Origin of the sequence: Thermosulfurimonas sp., from assembly GCF_015491435.1 — a bacterium.
Lineage (GTDB): Bacteria > Desulfobacterota > Thermodesulfobacteria > Thermodesulfobacteriales > Thermodesulfobacteriaceae > Thermosulfurimonas_A.
Genome location: NZ_WFVX01000072.1, coordinates 1 through 22,220, shown reverse-complemented (window position 1 = coordinate 22,220; position 22,220 = coordinate 1). Strand labels below are relative to the sequence as shown.

Annotated in this window: 23 protein-coding genes and 3 tRNA genes; 17 read left to right on the top strand and 9 right to left on the bottom strand. The window is 58.6% G+C overall.

Annotated elements, in window-relative coordinates; translation table 11 throughout:
• Positions 1 to 817: L-seryl-tRNA(Sec) selenium transferase (gene selA, locus F8J34_RS03395; RefSeq protein WP_297056533.1), on the bottom strand; the 817-nt coding region annotated here is incomplete at its 3' end.
• 18 nt (positions 818 to 835) lie between these two features.
• On the opposite strand from selA, the gene F8J34_RS03390 reads away from it, so the two are divergent.
• From F8J34_RS03390 to F8J34_RS03375, 4 genes are all read left to right on the top strand, one after another.
• Positions 836 to 1,291 carry a 23S rRNA (pseudouridine(1915)-N(3))-methyltransferase RlmH gene (locus F8J34_RS03390; RefSeq protein WP_297056532.1) on the top strand — a complete coding sequence of 152 codons (456 nt, stop codon included), beginning with the start codon at positions 836 to 838 and terminating at the stop codon, positions 1,289 to 1,291.
• Positions 1,292 to 1,353: 62 nt separating this feature from the next.
• Positions 1,354 to 1,812: a hypothetical protein gene (locus F8J34_RS03385; protein WP_297056530.1), complete on the top strand. Its 459-nt coding sequence runs from the start codon at positions 1,354 to 1,356 to the stop codon at positions 1,810 to 1,812.
• The gene (gene coaBC, locus F8J34_RS03380) at positions 1,812 to 3,008 is read left to right on the top strand and encodes a bifunctional phosphopantothenoylcysteine decarboxylase/phosphopantothenate--cysteine ligase CoaBC (protein WP_297056528.1); all 1,197 of its coding nucleotides are present in this window, start codon (positions 1,812 to 1,814) and stop codon (positions 3,006 to 3,008) included. Before F8J34_RS03385 ends, coaBC begins: the two co-directional genes overlap by 1 nt.
• Positions 2,986 to 4,059 (top strand): Xaa-Pro peptidase family protein, encoded by a 1,074-nt coding sequence (locus tag F8J34_RS03375; protein WP_297056526.1) that lies wholly within the window; start codon positions 2,986 to 2,988, stop codon positions 4,057 to 4,059. Before coaBC ends, F8J34_RS03375 begins: the two co-directional genes overlap by 23 nt.
• On the opposite strand, the gene F8J34_RS03370 is transcribed toward F8J34_RS03375, so the two are convergent.
• Positions 4,019 to 4,939 carry an HDOD domain-containing protein gene (locus F8J34_RS03370; RefSeq protein WP_297056524.1) on the bottom strand — a complete coding sequence of 307 codons (921 nt, stop codon included), beginning with the start codon at positions 4,937 to 4,939 and terminating at the stop codon, positions 4,019 to 4,021. The genes F8J34_RS03375 and F8J34_RS03370 overlap by 41 nt on opposite strands.
• A 14-nt stretch (positions 4,940 to 4,953) precedes the next feature.
• Here F8J34_RS03370 and F8J34_RS03365 point away from each other — a divergent pair, with 14 nt between their 5' ends.
• Positions 4,954 to 5,634 (top strand): HPP family protein, encoded by a 681-nt coding sequence (locus tag F8J34_RS03365; protein WP_297056522.1) that lies wholly within the window; start codon positions 4,954 to 4,956, stop codon positions 5,632 to 5,634.
• A 48-nt stretch (positions 5,635 to 5,682) separates the two neighbouring features.
• Here F8J34_RS03365 and dnaK read toward each other — a convergent pair whose 3' ends face one another.
• Genes dnaK through hrcA form a run of 3 tightly spaced genes read right to left on the bottom strand, consistent with a single transcriptional unit; the run spans position 5,683 to position 9,336 of the window.
• On the bottom strand, positions 5,683 to 7,617 hold the full coding sequence (dnaK, locus tag F8J34_RS03360; RefSeq protein WP_297056520.1) for a molecular chaperone DnaK: 1,935 nt from the start codon (positions 7,615 to 7,617) through the stop codon (positions 5,683 to 5,685).
• A 13-nt stretch (positions 7,618 to 7,630) separates the two neighbouring features.
• Positions 7,631 to 8,263, bottom strand: a complete 633-nt coding sequence (grpE, locus tag F8J34_RS03355; protein ID WP_297056519.1) for a nucleotide exchange factor GrpE — start codon at positions 8,261 to 8,263, stop codon at positions 7,631 to 7,633.
• Between the two features lie 47 nt (positions 8,264 to 8,310).
• A complete protein-coding gene (gene hrcA, locus F8J34_RS03350) occupies positions 8,311 to 9,336 on the bottom strand; it encodes a heat-inducible transcriptional repressor HrcA (protein WP_297056517.1) in 1,026 nt (341 codons plus the stop codon).
• A gap of 145 nt (positions 9,337 to 9,481) precedes the next feature.
• Between hrcA and rplM the strand changes: the two genes are divergently transcribed.
• The 8 genes from rplM (at position 9,482) to F8J34_RS03310 (ending at position 15,842) form a co-directional block, all read left to right on the top strand.
• Positions 9,482 to 9,931, top strand: coding sequence for a 50S ribosomal protein L13 (gene rplM, locus F8J34_RS03345; protein WP_363315409.1), 450 nt, complete (start codon positions 9,482 to 9,484; stop codon positions 9,929 to 9,931).
• 14 nt (positions 9,932 to 9,945) lie between these two features.
• Entirely contained in the window at positions 9,946 to 10,347 is a 402-nt protein-coding gene (rpsI, locus tag F8J34_RS03340) for a 30S ribosomal protein S9 (RefSeq protein WP_297056515.1), read from the top strand.
• Between the two features lie 20 nt (positions 10,348 to 10,367).
• Positions 10,368 to 11,408, top strand: a complete 1,041-nt coding sequence (gene argC, locus F8J34_RS03335) for an N-acetyl-gamma-glutamyl-phosphate reductase (protein ID WP_297056513.1) — start codon at positions 10,368 to 10,370, stop codon at positions 11,406 to 11,408.
• A gap of 3 nt (positions 11,409 to 11,411) precedes the next feature.
• Positions 11,412 to 12,200, top strand: coding sequence for a tRNA pseudouridine(38-40) synthase TruA (truA, locus tag F8J34_RS03330; protein ID WP_297056510.1), 789 nt, complete (start codon positions 11,412 to 11,414; stop codon positions 12,198 to 12,200).
• On the top strand, positions 12,200 to 13,405 hold the full coding sequence (locus F8J34_RS03325; RefSeq protein ID WP_297056508.1) for a pyridoxal phosphate-dependent aminotransferase: 1,206 nt from the start codon (positions 12,200 to 12,202) through the stop codon (positions 13,403 to 13,405). Before truA ends, F8J34_RS03325 begins: the two co-directional genes overlap by 1 nt.
• Entirely contained in the window at positions 13,395 to 14,642 is a 1,248-nt protein-coding gene (locus F8J34_RS03320) for an HD domain-containing protein (protein WP_297056506.1), read from the top strand. The genes F8J34_RS03325 and F8J34_RS03320 overlap by 11 nt, the downstream gene beginning before the upstream one ends.
• Before the next feature lie 78 nt (positions 14,643 to 14,720).
• Positions 14,721 to 15,344, top strand: a complete 624-nt coding sequence (gene pyrE / locus F8J34_RS03315) for an orotate phosphoribosyltransferase (protein ID WP_297056503.1) — start codon at positions 14,721 to 14,723, stop codon at positions 15,342 to 15,344.
• Between the two features lie 72 nt (positions 15,345 to 15,416).
• Entirely contained in the window at positions 15,417 to 15,842 is a 426-nt protein-coding gene (locus F8J34_RS03310; protein ID WP_297056501.1) for a hypothetical protein, read from the top strand.
• Positions 15,843 to 15,923: 81 nt separating this feature from the next.
• Here F8J34_RS03310 and F8J34_RS03305 read toward each other — a convergent pair.
• The 3 genes from F8J34_RS03305 to F8J34_RS03295 form a co-directional block, all read right to left on the bottom strand.
• A tRNA-Thr gene (locus F8J34_RS03305) sits at positions 15,924 to 15,996 on the bottom strand.
• Positions 15,997 to 16,008: 12 nt separating this feature from the next.
• Positions 16,009 to 16,101, bottom strand: a tRNA-Ser gene (locus F8J34_RS03300).
• A gap of 47 nt (positions 16,102 to 16,148) precedes the next feature.
• Positions 16,149 to 16,237 (bottom strand) — tRNA-Ser (locus F8J34_RS03295).
• A gap of 96 nt (positions 16,238 to 16,333) precedes the next feature.
• On the opposite strand from F8J34_RS03295, the gene F8J34_RS03290 reads away from it, so the two are divergent.
• Entirely contained in the window at positions 16,334 to 16,810 is a 477-nt protein-coding gene (locus tag F8J34_RS03290; protein WP_297056499.1) for a tetratricopeptide repeat protein, read from the top strand.
• Here F8J34_RS03290 and F8J34_RS03285 read toward each other — a convergent pair.
• On the bottom strand, positions 16,807 to 17,880 hold the full coding sequence (locus tag F8J34_RS03285) for a branched-chain amino acid aminotransferase (RefSeq protein WP_297056497.1): 1,074 nt from the start codon (positions 17,878 to 17,880) through the stop codon (positions 16,807 to 16,809). The genes F8J34_RS03290 and F8J34_RS03285 overlap by 4 nt on opposite strands.
• Before the next feature lie 127 nt (positions 17,881 to 18,007).
• Between F8J34_RS03285 and ftsY the strand changes: the two genes are divergently transcribed.
• From ftsY to F8J34_RS03270, 3 genes are all read left to right on the top strand, one after another.
• Entirely contained in the window at positions 18,008 to 19,102 is a 1,095-nt protein-coding gene (gene ftsY, locus F8J34_RS03280; RefSeq protein ID WP_297056495.1) for a signal recognition particle-docking protein FtsY, read from the top strand.
• Positions 19,099 to 19,734 carry a nucleoside monophosphate kinase gene (locus tag F8J34_RS03275; protein ID WP_297056493.1) on the top strand — a complete coding sequence of 212 codons (636 nt, stop codon included), beginning with the start codon at positions 19,099 to 19,101 and terminating at the stop codon, positions 19,732 to 19,734. The genes ftsY and F8J34_RS03275 overlap by 4 nt, the downstream gene beginning before the upstream one ends.
• Before the next feature lie 51 nt (positions 19,735 to 19,785).
• Positions 19,786 to 22,220, top strand: a 2,435-nt coding sequence (locus tag F8J34_RS03270; protein ID WP_297056491.1) for an acyl-CoA dehydratase activase, incomplete at its 3' end; no start/stop codon positions are given.

Here is a 22,220-nt window from a genome sequence, read left to right as displayed (position 1 = left end):
GTTCTTTCCGTATTCCGTAACGGGAAAAGTCCACCAGACAGCCGCTTCCCAGGTCCTCCACCACCGGAAGACCGTATTTATGGGCCAACTCGGCCAGTTCCGCTCCGGAAACCTCTTTGGTGAATCCCACCAGGGCGTAATTGCTCTTGTGGACCTTCATCAACAGAGCCGTATCCTCGTTCAGGGCCTTTTCGTAATCGCGAAGATGGGTACGGTTGGTGGTGCCCACCTCTCGCAAACGGCAACCCGCCCAGGCCATAACCTCGGGCATCCGGAAAGAGCCCCCTATCTCTACCAGTTCCCCCCGGGAGACCACTACTTCCTTCCCCCGGGCCAGGGTGTTCAGGGTGATGAGGACCGCTGCGGCGTTGTTGTTTACCACCAGGGCCGCCTCGGCTCCGGTAAGTTCACGGAGCAGTTCTTCCACGTGTTCATAACGACTCCCTCGCCGCCCCTCCGAGAGACGATATTCCAGATTGGAATACCCCCGGGCCACGGAAAGGATGGCTTCAAGGGCCTCCTCGGCCAGAGGAGCCCGCCCCAGATTGGTGTGCACCACCACCCCGGTGGCGTTCAGGACCGGGCGCAGGCTGGGGCGCAGGACCTCCTCCAGGCTCTCCTCGGCGACCTTGCGAATGATCTCCGCAGACAATTCCCGGAGACGCCCGGCCAGGATCTCCCGACGCAGGCCTTCGGTGGCCTTTCGGGCCGCCCGGGTGTAAAAGACGGCCGGATGCCCCGGATGTCTTCGGGCCAGCTCCTCGGCCACCAGATGAACCGCCGGTATCTGGGAAAGGAGTCTTTCCTTTTCGGCCATATTCACTACTCTTATACCATGCGTTGGCCGGTTCGTCTTCTCCTATTGGCTCCCGGCCCCTTGCGTTATCCCTTCATCCGGGAGGGGCTGGATTTTTATGCTCAACGCCTTCGTCCGTATCTCCACTTCGAAACCCTTTTCCCCAAGGCTTCGGGAGGACCGGAAAAGGAGGGACGGATCCTGAAAAGACATTTGTCCCCCGGGGACTATCTGGTGGCCCTTACGGAAAGGGGGAAGCTCTTTTCCACCCGGGAGTTTGCCAGCTGGCTGGAGAATCTCCTTCCGTCCCGGCGTCGTATCACGGTGCTGGCCGGTGGCCCCGAGGGACTGTGTCCGGAACTTCTTTCCGCTTCCCATTTTCAACTTTCCCTTTCTCCTCTTACCTTTCATCACGAGCTGGCCCTGCTGGTCTTTGCGGAGACCCTCTATCGGGCCCTTACCCTTCTTTCCGGACATCCCTATCATCGGGACTGATTGGAAAGGGGGCTCCCGGATGCTAATCTATGTATAAAAAGAATTCCGGTAAGGAGGCCGAGATGTCCAGAAGGAATCTGATCCTAACCTGGGTCCTTTTTCTCTTTTTTGCGGGTTGCACCACCCTGGGGCAGGGGCATAAGGCACCGGTAACCAAGGCCCCTGCTCCCCGGCCGGTGCTGATTACCACCGATTTTCCGGATATTGTCCTTCCCAGCGAGATGAAGATAGATCAGGATCAGAGCCTGGTGGTGAAGACTCCCACCTATGTAGGGGGGTTTCTGGTGGCCCGGGGTCGGGTGACCGCGGATTCCCTGATCAAGTTTTTTGAAAGACAGCTGGCGGCCCGGGGGTGGCATCAGATGGGAAGTATCCGCTATCGACACATCCTGCTGGCTTTCCGCCGTCCCAACGGGAGTTGTTTCATCTACATCAAGGAAACCACTCTGGGAAGTGTGGAGATAAAGATCTGGGCCAGCGAGAGCCTGGAGACTCCTCCTTCCTCCACCACCGCGTACTGATGCTCTCCGGACGGCGGATTATCCTCGGGGTCTGCGGGGGTATTGCCGCTTACAAGGCGGCGCTACTGGCCCGTCTCCTGCGAAAGGAGGGGGCGGAGGTAAAGGTAGTTCTCACCACCGGGGCCGAGGCCTTTGTTACTCCGCTTCTTTTCGAGGCCCTGGTTAGGGATCGGTGTTTTACCCAGCGGGACTTTCTGGCCCCCCAGGGAGGATTTATCCCCCATACCGACCTGGCAGCCTGGGCCGAAGCCATCGTGGTGGCTCCGGCTACGGCCTCCTTTCTCTCCAAACTGGCCCGGGGGGAACCCTCGGATCTTCTGATCGCGGTTATCCTGGCCTCTCAGGTTCCGGTATTGCTTGCTCCGGCTATGAACACCCATATGTTCAAACATCCGGCCACCCAGGAAAACCTGGAACGCCTTCGGAGCTTCGGTTATCATATCGTGCCTCCGGGGGAAGGAACTCTGGCCTGCGGGGAAGAGGGGCCCGGACGGATGCCCGAGCCCGAGGACTTGCTCCTGGAAGTGGAAAAGCTGTTGACTCCCTCCCTTCTTTCCGGACGACGGGTCCTCATCACCGGGGGGTCCACCCGGGAACCCCTGGATGCGGTGCGTTTCATCTCCAATCCTTCTTCCGGGCGCATGGCGGTGGCCCTATCCCGGGCGGCGCTCATCCTGGGAGCCGAGGTCCATCTGGTGCACGGCCCGCTATCCGTTTCTCCTCCGCCTGGCGTTAAGACCTACGCGGTAACCACCGCCCGAGAAATGCTTCAGGTGGCCGGGGAGATCTTCCCGGAAGCGGATCTGGTGGTTTTCGCCGCTGCGGTCTGCGATCTGGCCCCGGCGGAAGTCTTATCCGGAAAGATCCCCAAGGAAAACCTTCCGGAGAAGATCTCTCTTGTTCCCACCCCGGATATTGCCCGGGAACTCAACGCCCGCAAACGCCCCCATCAGGTAAGCATCGGATTTGCCCTGGAGGAGCCCTCTCAGCTTCTTCTACGGGCCCGGAAAAAGCTCCTGGATAAAGGATTCGATCTGGTAGCAGCCAATCCCCTTTCGGCTTTCGAGGCCCGGGAGACCGAAATCTTTCTCCTGGGAAAACATCTATCCGAACCCCTGAGACTGTTCGGTCCCAAGGAGAAGGTGGCTTTCGGGATTCTCAAGGAGGGTGCCCGTGTCCTGTCCGGAAAGGCTTAAGCGTCTTCGAAGCTGGCTCAAACGCAAGGGTGGAGGAGGGTTCTTGGTTTCCTCTCCGGAAAACCGGCGCTATCTTTCGGGTTTCAAGGCCCAGGATGTGAGTCTCAAGGAGACAGCGGGGTTGCTCCTGGTTACCCCGGCTGAGGCCTTCATCCTTACCGACCCTCGCTATCAGGAAGAGGCCCGGGAACTCCGAGATTTTGAAGCCCTCATCTACCGCAGGAGTCTCATCCAGACCCTGGCTGCCCTGATACGGAGGCTGGGACTTCGTCAGCTCTTTTACGAGGAGAACTTCATCTCCTGCGGAAGGATGGAGGCCCTGCGGCGGGCCCTGCCGGAGGTGCGCTTTCGGGGGGTATCCGGGGTGATCGAAAGATGGCGGGAGATAAAGTCTCCGGAGGAGATCCTCCTTATCCGGGAGGCCGAGGCCCGGGCGCGCAAGATCCTTCGGATCGTGGAACAGGAAATCCATCCGGGAATCTCGGAAAAGAGGATGGCCTGGCGCATCCTGGAACTCTGTCATCACCTGGGAGACGGGCCTTCTTTCCCTCCGATTGTGGCCGGAGGCCCCAATGCCGCGCGTCCTCATGCCGAACCCACCGATCGTCTTCTCCGGGAAGGGGAAGCGGTGATCGTGGATCTCGGGGTGCGATATAAGGGTTATTGTTCGGATCTGACCCGGACTTTCTTCCTGGGGCAGGTCCCGGAAAGGCTGCGGGAGGCTCTGCATCTGGTACGCAAGGCCCAAGAGAAGGCGCGCCCTTTTCTCAAACCCGGTCTTCCTATAGCTCAGGCGGATCGCCGGGTGCGACAGTTTTTCCAGCAGGCCGGGGTGCTTCAACACTATCTTCACGCCCTGGGACACGGAGTCGGTCTGGAGGTTCACGAGGCCCCTTCGGTTTCCTATCGCAGTAGGCGTACCTTCCGGGCCGGACAGGTCATAACCCTGGAGCCGGGATTGTATTTTCAGGACCTGGGAGGGGTGAGGGAGGAGGAGATGGTGTATCTCCTTAACCCCGGAGAGCCTCTACCACCGCTACCGGAGGCCTGATCTCCAGCCCCAGACAGGAGGCAATCTCTCCGAAGGTGTCCAGGACCTTTTCAGCGAGGGCCGCTATGGTCTCCAGGGAAAGCCGAAGCAGAGGGGCTTCGGCCTTTAATTCCTCCAGGGCCTGAGGCGTGGTTACCGAAGGGATCTTGGAGGCCAGGGCCACCGCTCCGATGGGGGTCTCCAGGAATCCCATTTCGGCGATCTGGACCAGGGAATGGGTGTGTAACCCCACGCAACAGACCAGCACATCCGGAAGCTTCCAGCTACGGAGCACCCAGGCCCCGGCCTGGGCGTGATCCCAGGAGAGCATTTCTCTTTCCACTTCGTGGAGGGATCGGGAGCGGTCGGCCTGCCAGGTTTCATAAACCCGGCGATATCCCTCGTACCAGTTGGTTAGAAGCACCGGAAGGGCCACGTCCTCCAGCAGGGCCCCGGAGAAGGCTTCCTCTGGCTGGAAGCCACGGTGTCGAGCTACCTCCCGGGCGAAAAGGGCCCGGAACAGGGAGTCCTCCCAGAAGACCGCAATATCGAAGCCTTCCCGGTGGGGGTCTTTTATGGTTTGAACCACTCCGTAGGAAAGGACCAGACTCTTGATCTCTTTAAGCCCCAGCAGGGTGGTGGCCTCCCGGATGCTGGTGATGGAACGGGAAAGCCCGAAGAAGGCCGAATTGACCAGTTTGAGGACCTGGGCCGCCAGGGCCGGGTCTTTCTCTATAAGAGGGGCCACCTCAGCCGGAGTGACCTCCGGATGGGAGAGACGATCCAGGACCCGGGCCACCACCTCGGGCAGGGGCGGTGGAGAGAAATCCTTGAAAATGCGAACAAAATCTCCGGTAAGGAGGGTGGCGTACTGGGAAAATTTTTTAAATATCCGGAACATGCTAGTATATAACCATGCCTGGTTTTTTGTGGCAACTGGCTAAACTCTCGCGTTTGCGCTTTTTCTATCTGGCCACCCGGGGCAAGACGCAGCGTCTGACCGCCCTCTATGTCTTGATCGCCAGTTTCGTAAGTCTGAGCACCCTGGGGGCGGTGGCTTATTTTTTGAAATGGTCCCTCCTTTTTCCGGTGCTGGGTCCCACGGCCTTCCTGATCTTTTATTCCCCGGCCCGGTCCATGTCCTGGCCCCGCAATTGTATTCTGGGACATCTCTCGGCCCTTATCTGCGGTTTGGCGGCCTACCTTATCCTTGCCCGCTTTTTCCCTCAGGCCCTTTCTCACCGGGGATTACCCCTGCTTCAGGCCCTTTTCGCCAGCGGAGCCATGGCCCTGGCGGCCCTGGTTATGGTCTCCTTCCGGATCCTGCATCCCCCGGCAGCCTCTACGGCCATGCTCGCCGCCACCGGCTACTTTGACAGCCTGGAAAGGATGGCCGGTTTGATCCTGGCCCTGTTTCTCCTTTCCGCAGAGGGGGTCCTTTTACACCGGCTGGCCGGCATTGTGTATCCCTGGTGGAGGGAAAAGGGAGGAGGGGAGGAACCCCCCATTCGCACCAAACTGGGGGATCTGGGAGAGAGTACCTCTACGGATCCCATGGCCCGGCTGGCACATCAGCTCACCACCCGCCGAAAATAAAAAAGGGGGGCATCTGCCCCCCTCACGCAGGAACTTCCTTCTCAGGACTTACTTCATTTCTTCAAAGTCGGCGTCGATTACTTCGTCTCCGCCGCCCTTCTTCTCCTCACCGCCGGTGGGACCGGTGGTCCCTGTTCCGGTGCCGGACTGCGTGCTTCCGGTCTGCTTATAAACCATCTCCGCCAGGCGATAGGAGACCCGGGTGAGTTCATCCGTAGCCCGACGGATGGCCTCGGGATCGGTACCCTCCATGGCCTTGCGCAGTTCGGCGATCTTTTCCTCCACCTCCTTACGCAGGTCTTCGGGGACCTTGTCCCCCAGATCCCGCAGGGACTTCTCGGTGGAGTAAATGAGGCTGTCGGCCTGGTTGCGGGCCTCGGCCAGCTCCCTGCGCCGGCGATCTTCTTCGGCGTGGGCCTCGGCCTCCTTGATGATCCGCTGGATCTCCTCCTCGGAGAGACCGGAGGAGGGCTTCACCACGATGGACTGTTCCTTCCCGGTTCCGAGATCCTTGGCGGTGACATGGAGGATCCCGTCGGCATCAATGTCGAAGGTCACCTCGATCTGCGGGACCCCCCGCGGCGCCGGAGGAATACCCACCAGTTCGAAGCGGGCAATACTTTTGTTGTCCGCGGCCATGGGGCGCTCGCCCTGGAGTACATGGATGGTTACCGAGGTCTGATTGTCCGCCGCGGTGGTGAAGATCTGGCTCTTCCGGGTGGGAATGGTGGTGCCCCGGGGGATGATCACCGTAAAGACCCCACCCAGGGTCTCGATCCCCAGGGAAAGCGGGGTTACATCGAGCAGCAATACGTCCTTGACCTCCCCTTTGAGCACCCCGGCCTGGATGGCCGCGCCCATGGCCACCACCTCGTCGGGGTTCACTCCCTTGACCGGATCCTTGCCGAAGATTTCCTTAACCTTCTGCTGCACCCGGGGCATCCGGGTCATACCCCCCACCAGGATCACCTCGTCGATATCCTGGGGGGTGATCCCGGCGTCTTTCATGGCGATGCGACAGGGTTCCTCCAGACGATCGATGAGGTCCTCCACCAGGGCCTCGAGTTTGGCCCGGGTGAGCTTCATGACCAGGTGTTTGGGCCCGGAGGCGTCGGCCGTGATAAAGGGAAGGTTGATCTCTGTTTCCGTAACCGTGGAAAGCTCGATCTTGGCCTTCTCCGCGGCCTCCTTGAGGCGCTGGAGGGCCATGCGATCCTGACGCAGATCGATCCCGTGTTCCTTCTTGAATTCCTCGGCGATATAATCCACGATGCGCATATCGAAGTCCTCACCGCCGAGGAAGGTGTCGCCGGAGGTGGATTTGACCTCAAAGACCCCCTCGCCGATCTCCAGGATGGAGATATCGAAGGTTCCGCCTCCCAGGTCAAAGACCGCCACCGTGCCTTCCTTCTTCTTGTCCAGTCCGTAGGCCAGGCAGGCCGCGGTGGGCTCGTTTATGATACGGAGCACATTGAGCCCGGCGATCCGGCCGGCGTCCTTGGTGGCCTGCCGCTGACTATCGTCGAAATAGGCCGGGACGGTAATCACCACATCCTTTACCGGCTGGCCCAGGTATTCCTCCAGGTCCTCTTTGATCTTGCGCAGCACCATGGCCGAGATCTCGGGAGGGCTGTATCGCTTACCCCTTACCTCCACGTGGGCATCTCCGTTGGGGGCCTTTACGATCTTGTAGGGTACCCGCTTGGCCCATTCCTGGACCACCGGGTCGTCGTACTTGCGCCCCATCAGGCGTTTGATGCCGAAGATGGTGTTTTCGGCGTTGGTAATGGCCTGGCGCTTGGCCAGCAGCCCCACCAGGATTTCACCGCTTTCCTGAAAGGCCACCACCGAGGGGGTGGTCCTGGTCCCTTCACGATTGGGGATGACCTCGGGTTCACCGCCCTTGAGGATGGCCGCGCACGAGTTAGTGGTGCCCAGATCGATGCCCACAATGGGACCGGTGGCTTTTTCCTTCTCCGCCATTTTCCTTTACCTCCTACTGAGATTTATGCTCTTGCGAGGCGTCGCTCGACGCCTCCTGAGTTTCGGAATCGGATTCTTTTTTGCGGGAGGGTCGGGTGGCTACGGCTACCAGGGCCGGTCGGAGTACCCGGTCGTGAAGCCTATATCCCTTTTGATAAACCCTCACCACCGTGCCCTCCGGATGTTCTTCGGTCTCCTCCACGTGCAGGGCCTCATGGTGGTGAGGATTGAAGGCCTCTCCCAGGGCCACCTCAAACTGCTGGAGCCCGAATTTTTCCATGGTGTTGATAAGGCCTTTCAGGGTAAGGGCCACCCCTTCGATGAGGGCCTTGGTCTCACCGGATTGCTCCGCTGCCTCTAACGCCCGCTCCAGGTTGTCTATGGAGGGCAAAAGTTCCCTGAAGACCTGCTCCAGGGCATACTTGTAGAATTCTTCCTTTTCCCGTTTGACCGTCTTTTTAAGATTTTCCATCTCTGCCGCATAGCGCAGGGCCCTTTCCTTCCACACCTTAAGCTCCTCCTGGAGCTTCTCCCACTCTTCCGGGGAGACCTCCAGGCGTTCTTCCTTTGCCTCCTGGGCGGCCTGGGAGCGCGTCGTATCCTTTTCCTCTTTAACTTCCTCGGGTTTAGGAGTTACCGGGATCATAGGCCTCCTCGCTTTGTCCGGATCTTTTCGCCAAAAAGAAGTTAAGTTCAGGAGGATAACTTGTCCAGTCTGCGGGAGAGTTCGCGGGCGGTGAAATCTACCAGGGGGAGGAGCCGGGAATAAGCCATGCGTACCGGGCCCACGATGGCCACCCCTCCCACCGGGGTTTCCCGGTAGGTGTAGGAGGCCACGATGGCCCCGCAATGTTTAAAGGGACAGGCGGTTCCGGGTTCCCCGATCAGCACCTGAGGGGTGGAGGCCTCCAGACAGCGATCGATAAGCTGTAGGAGAAGATTTTTTTCCTCAAAAGCCCGCAGGATTTCCTTGAGACGCGAAAGATCCTGAAACTCCGGAAGATCCAGCAGACGATTCAGCCCCTCCACCAGCGGTTCCTCTCCCTCTTCCGAGAGGGTAGTCAGAAAGTGTTCCAGAAACTCCTTTTCGCTTTCGAGCTCCGAGGAAATCACCTCCCGCACCTCCTGAAGGGTCAACCCGGGCAGACGGCGATTCAACAGGCGGGCCAGTTTTTCGATCTCCCGGACCGGGAACTCCTCGGGAACATTGAAGACGCGATGAATGACCATTCCCGAGGCGCTTACCGCTACCGCCAGGATTACTCCCGGGGAAAGGGGGACAAAATCCAGTTTTACCAGTTTCTCGAATTCCAGTTTGGGGGTGGTGACAATCACCGGAAAACCGGAGAGATCCGAAAGGATGTTGCTTACCGCGCGAAGCAACTCCCCCCAGCTCTGTCCTAACTCCTTTTCCGAGAGACGGGCCTCAATGAGGTGAGTGGTCTCGCGGGGAAGGGGTTCGGGTTCAAGGAGGTGTTCCACGTAATAGCGAAATCCCTCCTCGGTGGGAATGCGCCCGGCTGAGGTGTGAGGTTGGGTGAGGAGCCCCAGATCCTCCAGATCGGCCATGACGTTGCGAATGGTAGCCGGGGAGAGCGGCGGACGGAAACGTTTGGCCACGGTCCGGGATCCCACCGGGGCCGCGGTTTCAATATATTCCTCGGTTACCAGAGCCAGAACCTGTTCCTGTCGTTCGGTAAGCCGATAAACATCGCGCATTTCTATAAAAACTATCTTCTCTCCCTCTTTCTCTGTCAAGGGACCAATCGAGGGTGGAAGGGGGCACGACCGCGGAAGCGGGTTGACAAAGGGGAGGGAGTGTTTTTTAGTAAAGAGGCCGTAATTCTGGAAAGGGGTTGAGGTTATGGATATTTTTACGCCGCAAACACCCATGCCTACCAGGGAGGAGGCTCTGGCTCAACGGGAATGGTACGTGGTGGATGCTTCGGGGAAGGTGTTGGGGCGTCTGGCCAGCGAGATTGCCAAACGTCTGCGGGGCAAACACAAACCTCACTTTGCGCCCCATCTGGATCTGGGAGATTTTATCGTGGTGGTTAACGCGAAAAAGATAAAACTCACCGGCAAGAAATGGGATCAGAAGGTCTATTGGAGGCATTCCGGCTACATGGGAGGCCTTAAACTGAGGACCGCCCGGCAGATGCTGGAGACCAAACCCGAGGAGCTGGTGCGGCTGGCGGTAAAACGGATGCTTCCCAAGAATCGTTTGGGACGCAAGTTGCTCAAGAAGCTCAAGGTTTACGCCGGTCCGGAACACCCTCATCAGGCCCAGAATCCCAAACCCCTTGAACTCTAGGAGGTGATTCGGTTATGGCTGAGACCCAGGAGAGATATTATGCCACCGGAAAGCGCAAGACCGCTATTGCCCGGGTATGGATTACTCCGGGAAGCGGCAGGATAGTGGTTAATCAGAAGGATTTTGACGAATATTTTTACGATCATATCGTGGCCCGGTACATCGTGGAGCAGCCTTTCCGGCTTACCGGAACCGAGGGCAAGTTTGATGTATATTGTACGGTAAAGGGCGGGGGTAAGAACGCGCAGGCCGAGGCTATTCGTCACGGCATTGCCAAGGCCCTGACCGCCTATCACCCCGATTACAGGCCTCCCCTGAAAAAGGCCGGGCTGCTTACCCGGGATGCCCGGGTCAAAGAGCGCAAGAAGTACGGTCTGCGGGGGGCCCGCCGCGGTCAGCAGTACTCCAAACGGTAATCACCTTCCCTCAGGGGGCGATGCCCATGGTTCGGGTGGCCGTGGTAGGGGCCACAGGATATACGGGTCTGGAGTTATTGCGGCTTTCCGGCGGCCACCCGGAGATAAAAGTCGTCCTGGCCACCTCCCGGCGCGAGGCTGGTAAGACTTTATCCGCCTACTGGGGTTTCTCTCCTCTGCCTTACGAACTGGAGATGGTCCCTCCGGATCCGGCGAGGATCGCTTCCGAGGCCGAGGTGGCCTTTCTCTGTGTTCCCCACGGCACCGCCCAGGAGATGGCGGCGGAACTTCTGAAAAAGGGCCTGAGGGTGATTGATCTTTCAGCGGATTTTCGTCTGCCGGATCCCGCGGTTTATGAAACCTGGTACGAGGTTCCCCATCGCTACCCGGAACTTCTAGGGGAAGCGGTTTACGGGTTGAGTGAGATCTATGGCCAGAATCTGCGCCGGGCCCGTCTGGTGGCCAATCCCGGCTGTTATCCCACGGCGGCTCTGTTACCCCTTTTGCCTTTGCTCCGGGAGGGGCTGATCGAAGCCCGGGATATTATTATTGACGCTAAAAGCGGGGTTTCCGGAGCCGGACGCAAGGCCGAGGTATCGCTCTCCTTCTGTGAGGTGAACGAGGATTTCCGGGCTTATCGGGTGGCGGCCCATCGACACACTCCGGAGATAGAAGCCCAGCTTGCCCGGGCCGCGGGTAGGGAAGTTCGGGTGATCTTTACCCCTCACCTTACGCCCATGCAGCGGGGCATTCTGGCCACCATCTACGTCTATCCCCGGGAAGGGGAGGAGCGAATCCATGAATTCCTGAGAGAATTTTACGCCTCCAGTCCCTTTGTGGAGGTGCTTCCCCGGGGGAGGTTTCCCCGGGTAGCCGCGGTCCGGGGCACCAATCTCTGCCAGGTGGGCCTTAAGCTCGATCCCCGCACCGGGCGTTTGCTCCTCTTTTCCGCCATCGATAATCTGATCAAAGGGGCCAGCGGTCAGGCCCTGCAAAATCTGAACCTGATGTACGGTTTTCCGGAAGACCTGGGGCTCCCCCGGAGTCCGGTTTTTCCCTGAATTATGCGCAATATTAAGCTGGTTATCGCTTACGACGGAACGAATTATCTGGGCTGGCAGCGTCAGAAGCAGGGTCCGACCATTCAGGGGGTTTTAGAGGATACGCTGCGTCAGATCCTGGGGCACAGGGTGAAACTTCGGGCCGCAGGGCGTACCGATGCCGGGGTTCATGCCCTGGGACAGGTGGCCCATTTCCATACCACCAGTAAGCGCGATTTAGAGACCCTGTTTCGGGCCCTGAATGCCCTTCTTCCGCGGGATATCGCTATTCTTAGGGTGGAGGAGATGGATTTTCGTTTCCACGCCCAGCATCATGCCCTGCGTAAGACATATTTTTATCAGATCTACAACCATCCCATCCGTAATCCGGTCCTGAGGCTTTATTCCTGGTGGGTACCGGAACCCCTGGATCTGGAAGCCATGAAGGCCTGTTTGCCCTTCATTGTGGGAGAAAAAGACTTTGCCAGTTTTCGGAAGTCCGGGACCGATCTGAAGAGCACCGTGCGCACGGTTTATGAGGCCACCTTTAAACGGGCGGTGGGAATGGCCCATGTGCTTCGCTTTGAGATCACCGGGCGCGGATTTATGCGCTATATGGTACGCAATCTGGTGGGAGCCCTGGTGGAGGTGGGACGGGGAAGGCTTACCCCCGAGGATTTCCGGGCCATTCTGGAGGCCCGGGATCGTTCGGTGGCTCCTCCCCCGGCTCCGCCTCAGGGGCTCTTCCTTCGGGAGATAATTTACGATAAAAAATGGAAAGCGAGGGATTACGCCCCGAAGAGGTGCAAGTGATGAAGCTCTCCTCGAGGATTCGCCAGCTGAAACCCTCGGCCACTCTGGCGGTGGATGCCAAGGCCAAGGCCCTTCGGGCCCAGGGGGTGGACGTGCTCAATCTGTCGGCCGGAGAACCCGATTTTGATACCCCTGAACATATTCGGGAGGCCGCCAAACAGGCCCTGGATCAGGGTTTCACCCGTTATCTTCCCGCGGCGGGCCTTCCGGAACTGAGGGAGGCGGTATGTTTCCGTCTGGAGCAGGATTATGGCCTTAAATATCGGCCCGAGGAGGTGCTGATCACCTGCGGGGCCAAACAGGCCCTTTATAATCTGGCCCAGACCCTTCTTGATCCCGGGGACGAGGTGCTGATCTTTTCCCCTTACTGGGTTTCGTATCCCCCCATTGTGGAATTGGCCGGAGGGGTGCCGGTAATCGTAACCGGAAGACCGGAAAAGAATTTCGAACCCGAGCCCGAGGAGATCCTGGCGCGGGTAAGTGAGCGCACCCGCGGGGTTATCCTGAACAGTCCCTCCAATCCCACCGGCTGTATTTATTCCCGGGAGTTTTTGTCTGCGGTGGCGGAAATCGTGCGGCAGAAGGACCTCTGGGTTATAAGCGACGATATTTATGATCGACTGCGTTTTGACGGTCAGCCTCCGGAGAATATCCTTTCCGTGGCTCCGGATCTGCGTCCCCGGGTTCTGCTGGTGAACGGGGTTTCCAAGGCTTACGCCATGACCGGATGGCGTATCGGATGGGCGGTGGGTCCGGAAGAGATAATTAAAGCTGCGACCAAACTCCAGGGGCAGAGCACCTCCAACGCCACGGCCTTTGCCCAGAAGGCCGCGGTGGCGGCCCTTACCGGTCCTCAGGATTGTGTGGAAAGGATGCGGCGGGCCTTTGCCGAACGGGCGGAATTCCTGTATCAAGCCCTGAAGCAGATTCCCGGGGTGCATCCGGTTCGTCCTCAGGGGACCTTTTATCTCTTTGCGGATTTTTCCGGAATTTACGGCCGCAGGACCCCGTCCGGCCGGGAAATAAGGGATTCGGTATCCCTGGCCGAATATCTGCTTGAGGAGGCCCGGGTGGCGGCGGTCCCCGGGGTGGCCTTCGGTGAGGATCGGTTTCTACGGCTTTCTTTTGCTCAGGGCCTGGAGACCCTTCGGGAGGCCGTTTCCCGGATTCGCCAGGCCCTGGAAAAGCTGGCTCATGTCCCTTGATCAGGCCCTTATCCCTTTAGAGAGCATCATCTTCGCCCTCTCCGAGGCGCTGGACAGTGTAGATCCCAGGGTAGCCAAACATCAGATTCGGGTTTCCTATCTTACGCGTCTTCTGGGGCGTCAGCTCGGTTTTAAGGGCGCGGAGCTGGAAGCCCTGGTGATAGCCGCGGCCCTTCACGATCTGGGGCTCTTTACCTTCAAGGAAAAACAGCTGGCCTTTGACGAGATCCCCGGGGTCCTGGAAAAACACGCCCGGCTCGGCTATCAGATGCTCAGGAGATTTCCCTTTCTGCGTCGTTCGGCGGAATTCATCCTCTATCATCACACTCCCTGGAAGGAACTGGGCCGGGGCCCGGATTATTCCACCGCCCTGGGAGGCAACATTATCCACCTTGCGGACCGTATCGAGGTCCGGGCCCGGGTCCTTCGTCCGCTCCTTCTCTATGCCCCTTCGCTCCTGGAGGACCTGGGAGCCCTTAAGGAGGAATTCGCTCCGGAGCTACTGCAGGCCCTTCGGGAGCTGGGCGAAAAGGAACTCTTCTGGTTGAGACTGGAACGCCTCCGATCGGAAACGGAGGTAACCTTTCAGGTGGAATATTCCACCTATTTAACCTGTAGGGACCTGGTTTCTCTGGCGGCCCTGTTCGCCCTGGTGGTGGATTTGAAGAGTCCCTTCACCCGGATCCATTCCGCTGCGGTGGCTCGACTGGCGGTGTGGCTGGGAGAGGAGATGGGATTCAGGGATTACCTGCGGGATCAACTCCTGGTGGCGGGATATCTTCACGATCTGGGAAAACTTTCCGTGCCGGAGAGCATTCTGGACAAAGCCGGTCCTCTCACCCCTCAAGAATGGGCGGTAATGAAGGCTCATCCCTTTGTGACCTACCGGATTCTGGAAAGGATTCCCCATTTTGAGGTTATCAATCTCTGGGCTTCCTCGCACCACGAACGTCTGGACGGAAGGGGTTATCCGGCGCGACTTACCGCCCGGGAACTCTCCCTGGGGGCGCGGATCCTGGCGGTGGCCGATATTACCACCGCTCTTTTAGAGGATCGCCCCTATCGCCGGGGCATGCCCCCGGAGAAGGTCTCCCAAATATTGAACGATCTTTCCGGTTCGGCCCTGGACCCCCGGCTGGTGGCCCTGGTTATCCGCAACCTCGACCATGTAGGGTCCCTGATCCGGGAGGTTCAGGAGGAACGCCTGGGACACATGGAGGCCCTGGGCTACCTGTGAGCCGGGTGATTTGTCTTGGTTCTTGACCCGAAAGGGCTAAAATAGTAACCTGCTCTGCATCCCGAAGAGGGTTGGCTTATGGAGCGGGAAAAACTGCTGGATCTTATCCTGGAAAGGGCCCTGCTTTACGATCCCCAAAAAGGATTCACGCTTTCCAGCGGGAAGCGCAGTACTTATTACTTTGACTGTAAACGTGTAACCCTTTTCTCTCCGGCTGTGCCCCTCATCGGGAAGGCCATCTGGGAGAAGATCGAAGAGGAAGAGATTCACGCGGTGGGTGGGCTTACCCTGGGGGCCGACCCTCTGGTCCTGGCAGTATGCGCCTATGCCGGGCTTAAGGGGATTCCGGTAGAGGGCTTCATCGTCAGAAAGGAGCCCAAGCAGCACGGAACCCAGCGCTGGATCGAGGGTTATGTTTCCCCCGGCATGAGGGTCTTGATCGTGGATGATGTGGTTACCACCGGTGGGTCCGTGCTGAAGGCCATCCAAAGGGCGGAGGAGGCCGGGCTGGAGGTGGCCAGGGTGGTGGTGCTGGTGGATCGCGAGGAAGGGGGGCGCGAGGCGATTGTCTCCCGGGGTTACGCGTTTTCCGCGGTATTTACCTTTAGCGAGATCAAACAGGCCTGGGAAAGAAAACACGGTCGTCCCTTCCTTACCCGATTCGAGGGACAGGAATCCGGGGCCGGCCTTAAGGCTGCCTGAAACTTCTAACTTCCACCTATCCGAAGAGAGAAAAGTGATTCTGAGGCTATCTGAGGCCCTTTCCGGGAAGGATTGACCGAGGGAGAAGTAAGGGCATACTATAAAAACATGGGCATGGCGCTTCCGTATGACGTGGTAAAGGTGATCGAGGAAGCGATCCCGGACCGGGAGCGTGCGGAGAAGGTAATCCGTGCCCTAGAGGAGGGCCTAGGAGCGGTCCGGGAGGAGGCCAAGGCCCAGAAGGAAGTGGTCAAGGCCGAGATCAAGGAGGAGCTTACCAGAGAGCTGGTGACCAAGGCGGATCTAGCAGAGTTAAAGAACGAACTTAACCTAGAGATCGCTTCCGTGAGAGAGGATATGGCCCGCTTGGAAGGAGAAATTAAGCTTGTCCGGGTGTGGCTCAAAGTCCTTGCCGTCATCATGCTTGCAGGCTTCACCCTCTTTAACCCCGGCTTTCACCAGGTCCTTAAAACCATTATCGCCCACATAGGGGCCTAACAGGGCCCCGTCTTGGCTGTCCGCGGCTCCATCAAGCCATAGGGGGCCACGTTAGGGTTTTGGGATAAACGAGGCTCTAAGAGCCGGCGGAGGGACTTGAACCCTCAACCCTGGGATTACAAATCCCATGCTCTGCCAGTTGAGCTACGCCGGCGGGGAAATAGACTGGCGGAGGGGGTGGGATTCGAACCCACGGTGCCGGTTTTGCCGGCACACTCGCTTAGCAGGCGAGCGCCTTCGACCACTCGGCCACCCCTCCCGGGGTTCTTCCAGTTTATCGGCTCTTCTTTCAGAGATCAAGCCCAGCGGAGGGGGAGGGATTCGAACCCCCGGAGGGCGCTGAGGCCCTCAGCGGCTTTCAAGGCCGCCCCCTTCGACCGCTCGGGCACCCCTCCTTATTTCCAAACTTACCTAAAGATCGGTAAAACTCAAGCTTGTGGAAAGCCACAGGAGAGGATATTCTGTGGAAAAATCTTTGGGCGGAGGTCGGTATGACCCCGGAGGAGCTTTTCGAAGAAGGAGCTTTTCTCCTGCTCAAAAAACAGTTCACCGAGGCCATCGAATGGCTTACCCGGGCCATTGAAGCCGATCCCGGCATGGCCAAGGCCTATCAGGCCCGGGCTGCGGCCTATCTGCAACTGGAACGTCTGGATGAAGCCGAGGCCGATCTCAACAAGGCCCTGGATCTGGACCCCGAAAATCCCCGGCTTTATTTTCGCATGGGTCAGATCTTTTATCGACGCAGTCAGCTGGCGCAGCAGGAGGAAGATAAGAGAGGGCTTCTGGAAAGGGCCCTGGAGTTTTTCAACCGAGCCATAGACCTCGAACCCATGTATGCTGCGGCCTTTATGGCGCGCAGTCAGGTATATCGGGATCTGGGAGAGGAGGAACTGGCCGATTTCGATCTGGATAAAGCCGCGGCTGTCCAACGGGAACTGGCCAAGGCCCGAAAGATCGTGGATTTTTAGCCTTCTACCAGGGTAACCCAGCCGAAGGGATCTTCCTTTTCTCCGTATTGAATGGCAGTAAGTTCGTCGAATAGCTTCTGGGCCAGGGGGCCGGTTTGCCCCTGATTTATTAGGTACTCCTTCCCCCGGTAGTAAAGGGCCCCTACCGGGGAGATCACCGCTGCGGTGCCGGTCCCGAAACACTCTCTCAGCCTTCCGTTCTCGATACCCTCGATCACCTCATCGATACTTATGCGCCTTTCCGAAACCCGGAGCCCCCAGTGGCGAGCCAGTTGGAGGACCGAGTCCCGGGTGATTCCGGGGAGAATGCTTCCGGAAAGGGCCGGGGTAACCAGTTCGTCGTCGAAATAAAAGAAGATATTCATGGTTCCCACTTCCTCTACATACCGCCGTTCCACAGCGTCCAGCCAGAGAACCTGGGTATAGCCCTTCTTTTTGGCCACTTCAGCGGCTTTGAGACTGGCGGCGTAGTTACCTCCGGCCTTTACCTCTCCGGTTCCTCCGGGAGCAGCCCGCACGAATTCGTCGGTGACGTAAATCTTTACCGGATTGAACCCTTCCTGATAATAGGAACTTACCGGGGAGAGGATAACCATGAAAAGATAGGTATGGCTGGGTTTGACCCCCAGAGAGGGTTCGGTACCAAACATGAAAGGACGGATATAGAGAGCGGCCCCTTTTTCCCGGGGGATCCAGGCCCGATCTATCCAGACCAGTTTCTTTATGGCTGAAAGGACGAATTCCTCGTCCACCCGGGGCATGCACATGCGTTCGGCTCCCCGGTTGAGACGCTGCATGTTTTCCCAGGGCCGAAAAAGGCGGATCCTTCCATCCACCCCCCAGTAGGCCTTGAGCCCCTCGAAGATGGTTTGAGCGTAATGCAAAACGATGGCTGCCGGGTCCAGACTGATGGGGGCATAGGGTTCGATCCGGGCCGCATGCCACTTTCTTTCACAATCGTACTCCATTACAAACATGTGATCGGTAAAGAGGCGGCCGAAGACCAGATTTTTGAGCTCCGGAACCGGCCGTCGCTTCTCCGCAGGTAGGAGTTTTAGTTCTAGGTCCATCTTAGCCCTCGTCCGTCTTTATTTACCCCTAAAATCTCCTCTCTCCAAGCCCCTGGAGGGCCTTTCTTGCCACCGACCCGGAGAGGTAATAAAGTTATGAAACCAACTTTTAGCGCGAGGATTCTGCATGCTCAAGTGGTTTAGGCGCAAATTTAAGAAAAAGACCGAGGAGATTCCTTCGGCGGAGGGCACTTCTCCGGAGACCCCGATACAGGAATCTCCCTCGAGGGAGTCCCCGCCGCCGGAAACCTCACCGCTTACCCCCCCTCCGGCCGAATCCGGGGTCCAGCCGGCGGAAGAAGCGGCCGAGGAAAAGAAGCTCTGGGACAGGTTTAAGAAGGGACTTACTAAGACCCGCGAGCGTCTCAAGGAAGGCCTGGCCGAGCTTTTTGAGGTGGACCGTCTGGTGGATCAGGCCTTTCTCGAGGAACTCGAGGAACTACTCATCACCGCGGATATAGGTATCGAAACGGTGAATCGTCTGCTGGAGCCTTCGCGCCGGAAGCTTCTCCTGGGCGAGCCCCTGAAGGTGAGCGAACTCAAACGGAGTCTTCGGGAAGAGATCCTGCGCATGCTCGATCTCCCCACCCCTCCCTTCCCCCCCGAGGCCTCTCCGGCGGTGGTCTTTTTCATCGGGGTAAACGGTGTGGGCAAGACCACCACCCTGGCCAAGGTGGCCTGGCACCTTAAGGAACGGGGTTTTTCCGTTCTGGCCGTGGCGGCGGATACCTTTCGGGCCGCGGCCATAGAACAGCTGGTGACCTGGGGGGAGCGGGTGGGGTTCGAGGTGATTCGCCAGGCCCAGGGAGCTGACCCCGGGGCGGTGGTCTATCAGGGGCTTGAGGCCGCCAAGGCCCGGGGAGTGGATGTGGTCCTGGTGGATACCGCCGGTCGTCTCCACACTAAATACAATCTCATGGAGGAACTTAAAAAGATGGTCCGGGTGGCCGGAAAGGTGATCCCGGAGGCACCGCACGAGAATATCCTGGTCCTGGATGCCACCACCGGCCAGAACGCGGTGAGTCAGGCCAAGCTCTTCGGACAGGCGGTACGCCTGGATTCCCTCATCCTTACCAAGATGGACGGGACCGCCAAGGGAGGGATCGCCATTACCGTGGCCCATCTTTTCCGCCTCCCCATCCGCTTTGTGGGGCTGGGGGAGAAGATGGAGGATCTCGCACCCTTTGAACCCCGGGCTTTTGTCCAGGCCCTTATGCCATGAAAGCCCTTCATCTTTTAGGTCCTACCGGGGCCGGTAAGACCCCTCTGGGCGAAATCCTGGAGCGACGCGGTCTTTACGGCTGCCGGGTGTGGCACTTCGATTTCGGAGCCGAACTGAGACGTATCGCTCAGGGGCAGGTGCCTCCGGAGATTACCCCCGAAGAGGTAGATTTCATCCGGCGGGTGCTTTCCGAAGGATTGCTCCTGGAGAATGAACACTTCTATCTGGCGGAAAAGATCCTGAAGGCCTTTCTGGGGCGGAAGGGGGCCCGGGCAGAGGATCTCCTTCTTCTTAACGGTCTTCCCCGCCACGAAGGACAGGCCCGGGATCTTTTAACCAGGGTGGATCTGCGGCTGGCGGTGGAGCTCGCCGTGGACGAGAATACCCTGAGGGAGCGGTTGGCCCGGGATCCGGCCGGCGACCGGCGTCAGCGCGAGGACGATACCGAGGAATTGATCCTCCGGAAGCTGGAATGGTACCAAAAACGCACCCTGCCCCTCAAAGATTTTTACCGGGCCCGGGGAATATCCGTGTTAACCTTTCGGGTCTCCGCGGAGGATCGGGGAGAAGACCTTTACCGAAAACTCCTTCAAATCTTGTCGGAGGAATCTTTTAAAACTACCTTTAGATAGAACGACCCGGAAAGGTTCTAGCAATCCCATGGAAAGAAGGGGAGGGGTCTCATGGGTTTTTACGTGGGTTTGGATGTAGGTTCAGGTACAGCCAAGGTGGCTGTGCTGGACCAAGATCGTCATCTGATCCACAGGGTTTATCAGAAGACCCACGGTCAACCGGTGGAGACCGCCGAAAGACTGCTTTCGGAAGTGGAGGAACGTTTCGGTTCGGAACTCACCGGAATCACCTGTACCGGGACCGCCGGGAAATTTATTTCCCAGATTCTGGGGGTGGCTTTTGTCAACGAAGTCATGGCCCACGCCCGGGCGGTGGAGCATTTTCATCCCGAGGCCCGGACCATCATAGATATCGGGGGAGAGGATTCCAAGCTCATCTTCATCAAGCACGAAGAAGGACGTTTTCGGATCGGGGATTTTGCCCTGAACACCCTGTGTGCCGCGGGGACGGGGGCTTTCTTAGAACAGCAGGCGGCCCGTCTGGGGTATTCCATTGAGGAGTTCAGCCGTCTGGCCCTTAAGGCGGAGAATATTCCGCGCATTGCCGGGCGCTGCACGGTGTTCGCCAAGTCGGACATGATTCATCTCCAGCAGGCCGCGGTACCGGATCACGAGATCATCGCCGGGTTGTGTTTCGCCATTGTGCGCAACCTCAAGAGTAACCTGGCCAAAGGACGGAAGGTGGAACCTCCGGTGGTCTTTCAGGGGGGCGTAGCGGCCAATCTGGGGGTGCGCCGGGCGATCCGGGAGGTGTTCGGTCTCTCCGAGGAGGAACTCATCATCCCCGAATATCACGGGATTATGGGGGCCATCGGTGCGGCCCTTTACGGGCTGGACGGAAAGGCGGCCTCTCCCTATCGGGGAGCGGAGATCCTGCGGGCCTATCTCCGGGAGCGGAAACCCGCTCCCAAGCGTTTCCCTCCGCTTACCCCCTTTCGTTCGCAATATCTTCCCGCCGAATCCCCCCGGGGCCAGGCCCGGCGGATCTATCTGGGAATAGATGTGGGGTCGGTGAGTACCAAACTGGTGGCTCTGGACGAGGAGGGACATCTGGTAGCCAAGATCTACATGCTCCATCACGGAAAACCGCTGGAGAGTGTAAAGGAGGGCCTTCAGCGGCTGGCGGAGAAGCTTCCCTCCGGAGTGGAGGTCCTGGGGGTGGGGACCACGGGTTCCGGCCGTTATCTGGTGGGGGATTTCGTGGGGGCAGACGTGATCCGGAACGAGATTACCGCTCAGGCCCTGGGAGCCCTCCTTCTGGATCCGGAGGTGGATACCATCTTCGAGATCGGGGGGCAGGATTCCAAATATATCCGGCTGGAAGGCGGAACCATCGTGGATTTTACCATGAACAAGGCCTGTGCCGCCGGAACGGGCTCTTTTCTGGAAGAACAGGCGGTGCGTCTGGGGGTACCCATCGAGAAATTCGGGGAGCTGGCCCTCAAAAGTCAGGCCCCTCTGGAGATGGGAGAACGCTGCACGGTGTTCATGCAATCGGATCTTTTGCACTATCAACAGCAGGGGCTTCCCAAAGAGGATCTCATCGCCGGGCTTTGTTACGCCATCGTTTACAACTATCTTCATAAAGTGGTGGAGGACCGCAAGGTCGGCCGCAAGATCTTCTTCCAGGGGGCTACGGCCTTCAATCAGGGTATGGTGGCGGCCTTTGAAAAGGTGCTCGGCCGGCCCATTACCGTACCTCCCCATCACGAGGTAACCGGGGCCATGGGGGTGGCCCTTCTGGCCAAAAAAGAACGCACCTGGACCCAGAGTCGCTTCCGGGGTTTTGATCTCAGCCGGGTCCGGTATCAAATTTCCACCTTCGAGTGCAAGGCCTGCCCCAACCGCTGCGAGATTCACAAGGTCTCCATAGAAGGGCAGCAGCCCTACTATTACGGAGGACGTTGTGAGCGTTACGAGGTGGAGCATCGCAGGCCCCCGGCCGATCTACCCAATCCGGTGCGGGAAAGGGAGGCCCGCCTGCTTTCTTACTGGCGCAAAGAGGGAGAATTCCCCCGGGGAGAGATAGGGATCCCGCGCACCCTCTTCTTCTGGGAGAGACTTCCCTTTTTCGTGACCCTGTTTCAGGAACTGGGTTTTCGGGTGGTGCTCTCCTCTCCCACCAGCAAGGAACTCATCAAGCTGGGGTGCGAGATCGTGGCTGCGGAGACCTGTTTCCCGGTGAAGCTGGCCCACGGGCATGTGCTGGATCTCCTTCGCCAGGGAGTGAAACGCATCTTCGTGCCCCAGATCACCGATCTTCCCTCGGATCATCCGCAGCTGAAAAGCGGGAAGATCTGTCCCTATGTCCAGGGATTCCCCTGGGCCCTGCCTTCCTCCATACGAATGGAGGAATATGGGGCCGAACTCCTGAGCCCGGTCTTTCATTTCGGCACCGTATTCCTCCATTCGTATGGAGGAAGGCAGGGCCCAGGGGAATCCCTGGACATAGGGACAGATCTTCCCGCTTTTCAGCTGCGGATGAT

Excerpts from the sequence above, each read along its gene's own strand:
- F8J34_RS03390 (WP_297056532.1), top strand. The coding sequence starts at position 836 with ATGCGTTGGCCGGTTCGTCTTCTCCTATTGGCTCCCGGCCCCTTGCGT.
- pyrE (WP_297056503.1), top strand. The coding sequence starts at position 14,721 with ATGGAGCGGGAAAAACTGCTGGATCTTATCCTGGAAAGGGCCCTGCTT.
- coaBC (WP_297056528.1), top strand. The coding sequence starts at position 1,812 with ATGCTCTCCGGACGGCGGATTATCCTCGGGGTCTGCGGGGGTATTGCC.
- F8J34_RS03365 (WP_297056522.1), top strand. The coding sequence starts at position 4,954 with ATGCCTGGTTTTTTGTGGCAACTGGCTAAACTCTCGCGTTTGCGCTTT.
- truA (WP_297056510.1), top strand. The coding sequence starts at position 11,412 with ATGCGCAATATTAAGCTGGTTATCGCTTACGACGGAACGAATTATCTG.
- rpsI (WP_297056515.1), top strand. The coding sequence starts at position 9,946 with ATGGCTGAGACCCAGGAGAGATATTATGCCACCGGAAAGCGCAAGACC.
- ftsY (WP_297056495.1), top strand. The coding sequence starts at position 18,008 with ATGCTCAAGTGGTTTAGGCGCAAATTTAAGAAAAAGACCGAGGAGATT.
- F8J34_RS03385 (WP_297056530.1), top strand. The coding sequence starts at position 1,354 with ATGTCCAGAAGGAATCTGATCCTAACCTGGGTCCTTTTTCTCTTTTTT.
- argC (WP_297056513.1), top strand. The coding sequence starts at position 10,368 with ATGCCCATGGTTCGGGTGGCCGTGGTAGGGGCCACAGGATATACGGGT.
- F8J34_RS03285 (WP_297056497.1), bottom strand. The coding sequence starts at position 17,880 with ATGGACCTAGAACTAAAACTCCTACCTGCGGAGAAGCGACGGCCGGTT.
- hrcA (WP_297056517.1), bottom strand. The coding sequence starts at position 9,336 with ATGCGCGATGTTTATCGGCTTACCGAACGACAGGAACAGGTTCTGGCT.
- F8J34_RS03275 (WP_297056493.1), top strand. The coding sequence starts at position 19,099 with ATGAAAGCCCTTCATCTTTTAGGTCCTACCGGGGCCGGTAAGACCCCT.
- grpE (WP_297056519.1), bottom strand. The coding sequence starts at position 8,263 with ATGATCCCGGTAACTCCTAAACCCGAGGAAGTTAAAGAGGAAAAGGAT.
- F8J34_RS03290 (WP_297056499.1), top strand. The coding sequence starts at position 16,334 with ATGACCCCGGAGGAGCTTTTCGAAGAAGGAGCTTTTCTCCTGCTCAAA.
- dnaK (WP_297056520.1), bottom strand. The coding sequence starts at position 7,617 with ATGGCGGAGAAGGAAAAAGCCACCGGTCCCATTGTGGGCATCGATCTG.
- F8J34_RS03370 (WP_297056524.1), bottom strand. The coding sequence starts at position 4,939 with ATGTTCCGGATATTTAAAAAATTTTCCCAGTACGCCACCCTCCTTACC.
- F8J34_RS03325 (WP_297056508.1), top strand. The coding sequence starts at position 12,200 with ATGAAGCTCTCCTCGAGGATTCGCCAGCTGAAACCCTCGGCCACTCTG.
- rplM (WP_363315409.1), top strand. The coding sequence starts at position 9,482 with ATGGATATTTTTACGCCGCAAACACCCATGCCTACCAGGGAGGAGGCT.
- F8J34_RS03320 (WP_297056506.1), top strand. The coding sequence starts at position 13,395 with ATGTCCCTTGATCAGGCCCTTATCCCTTTAGAGAGCATCATCTTCGCC.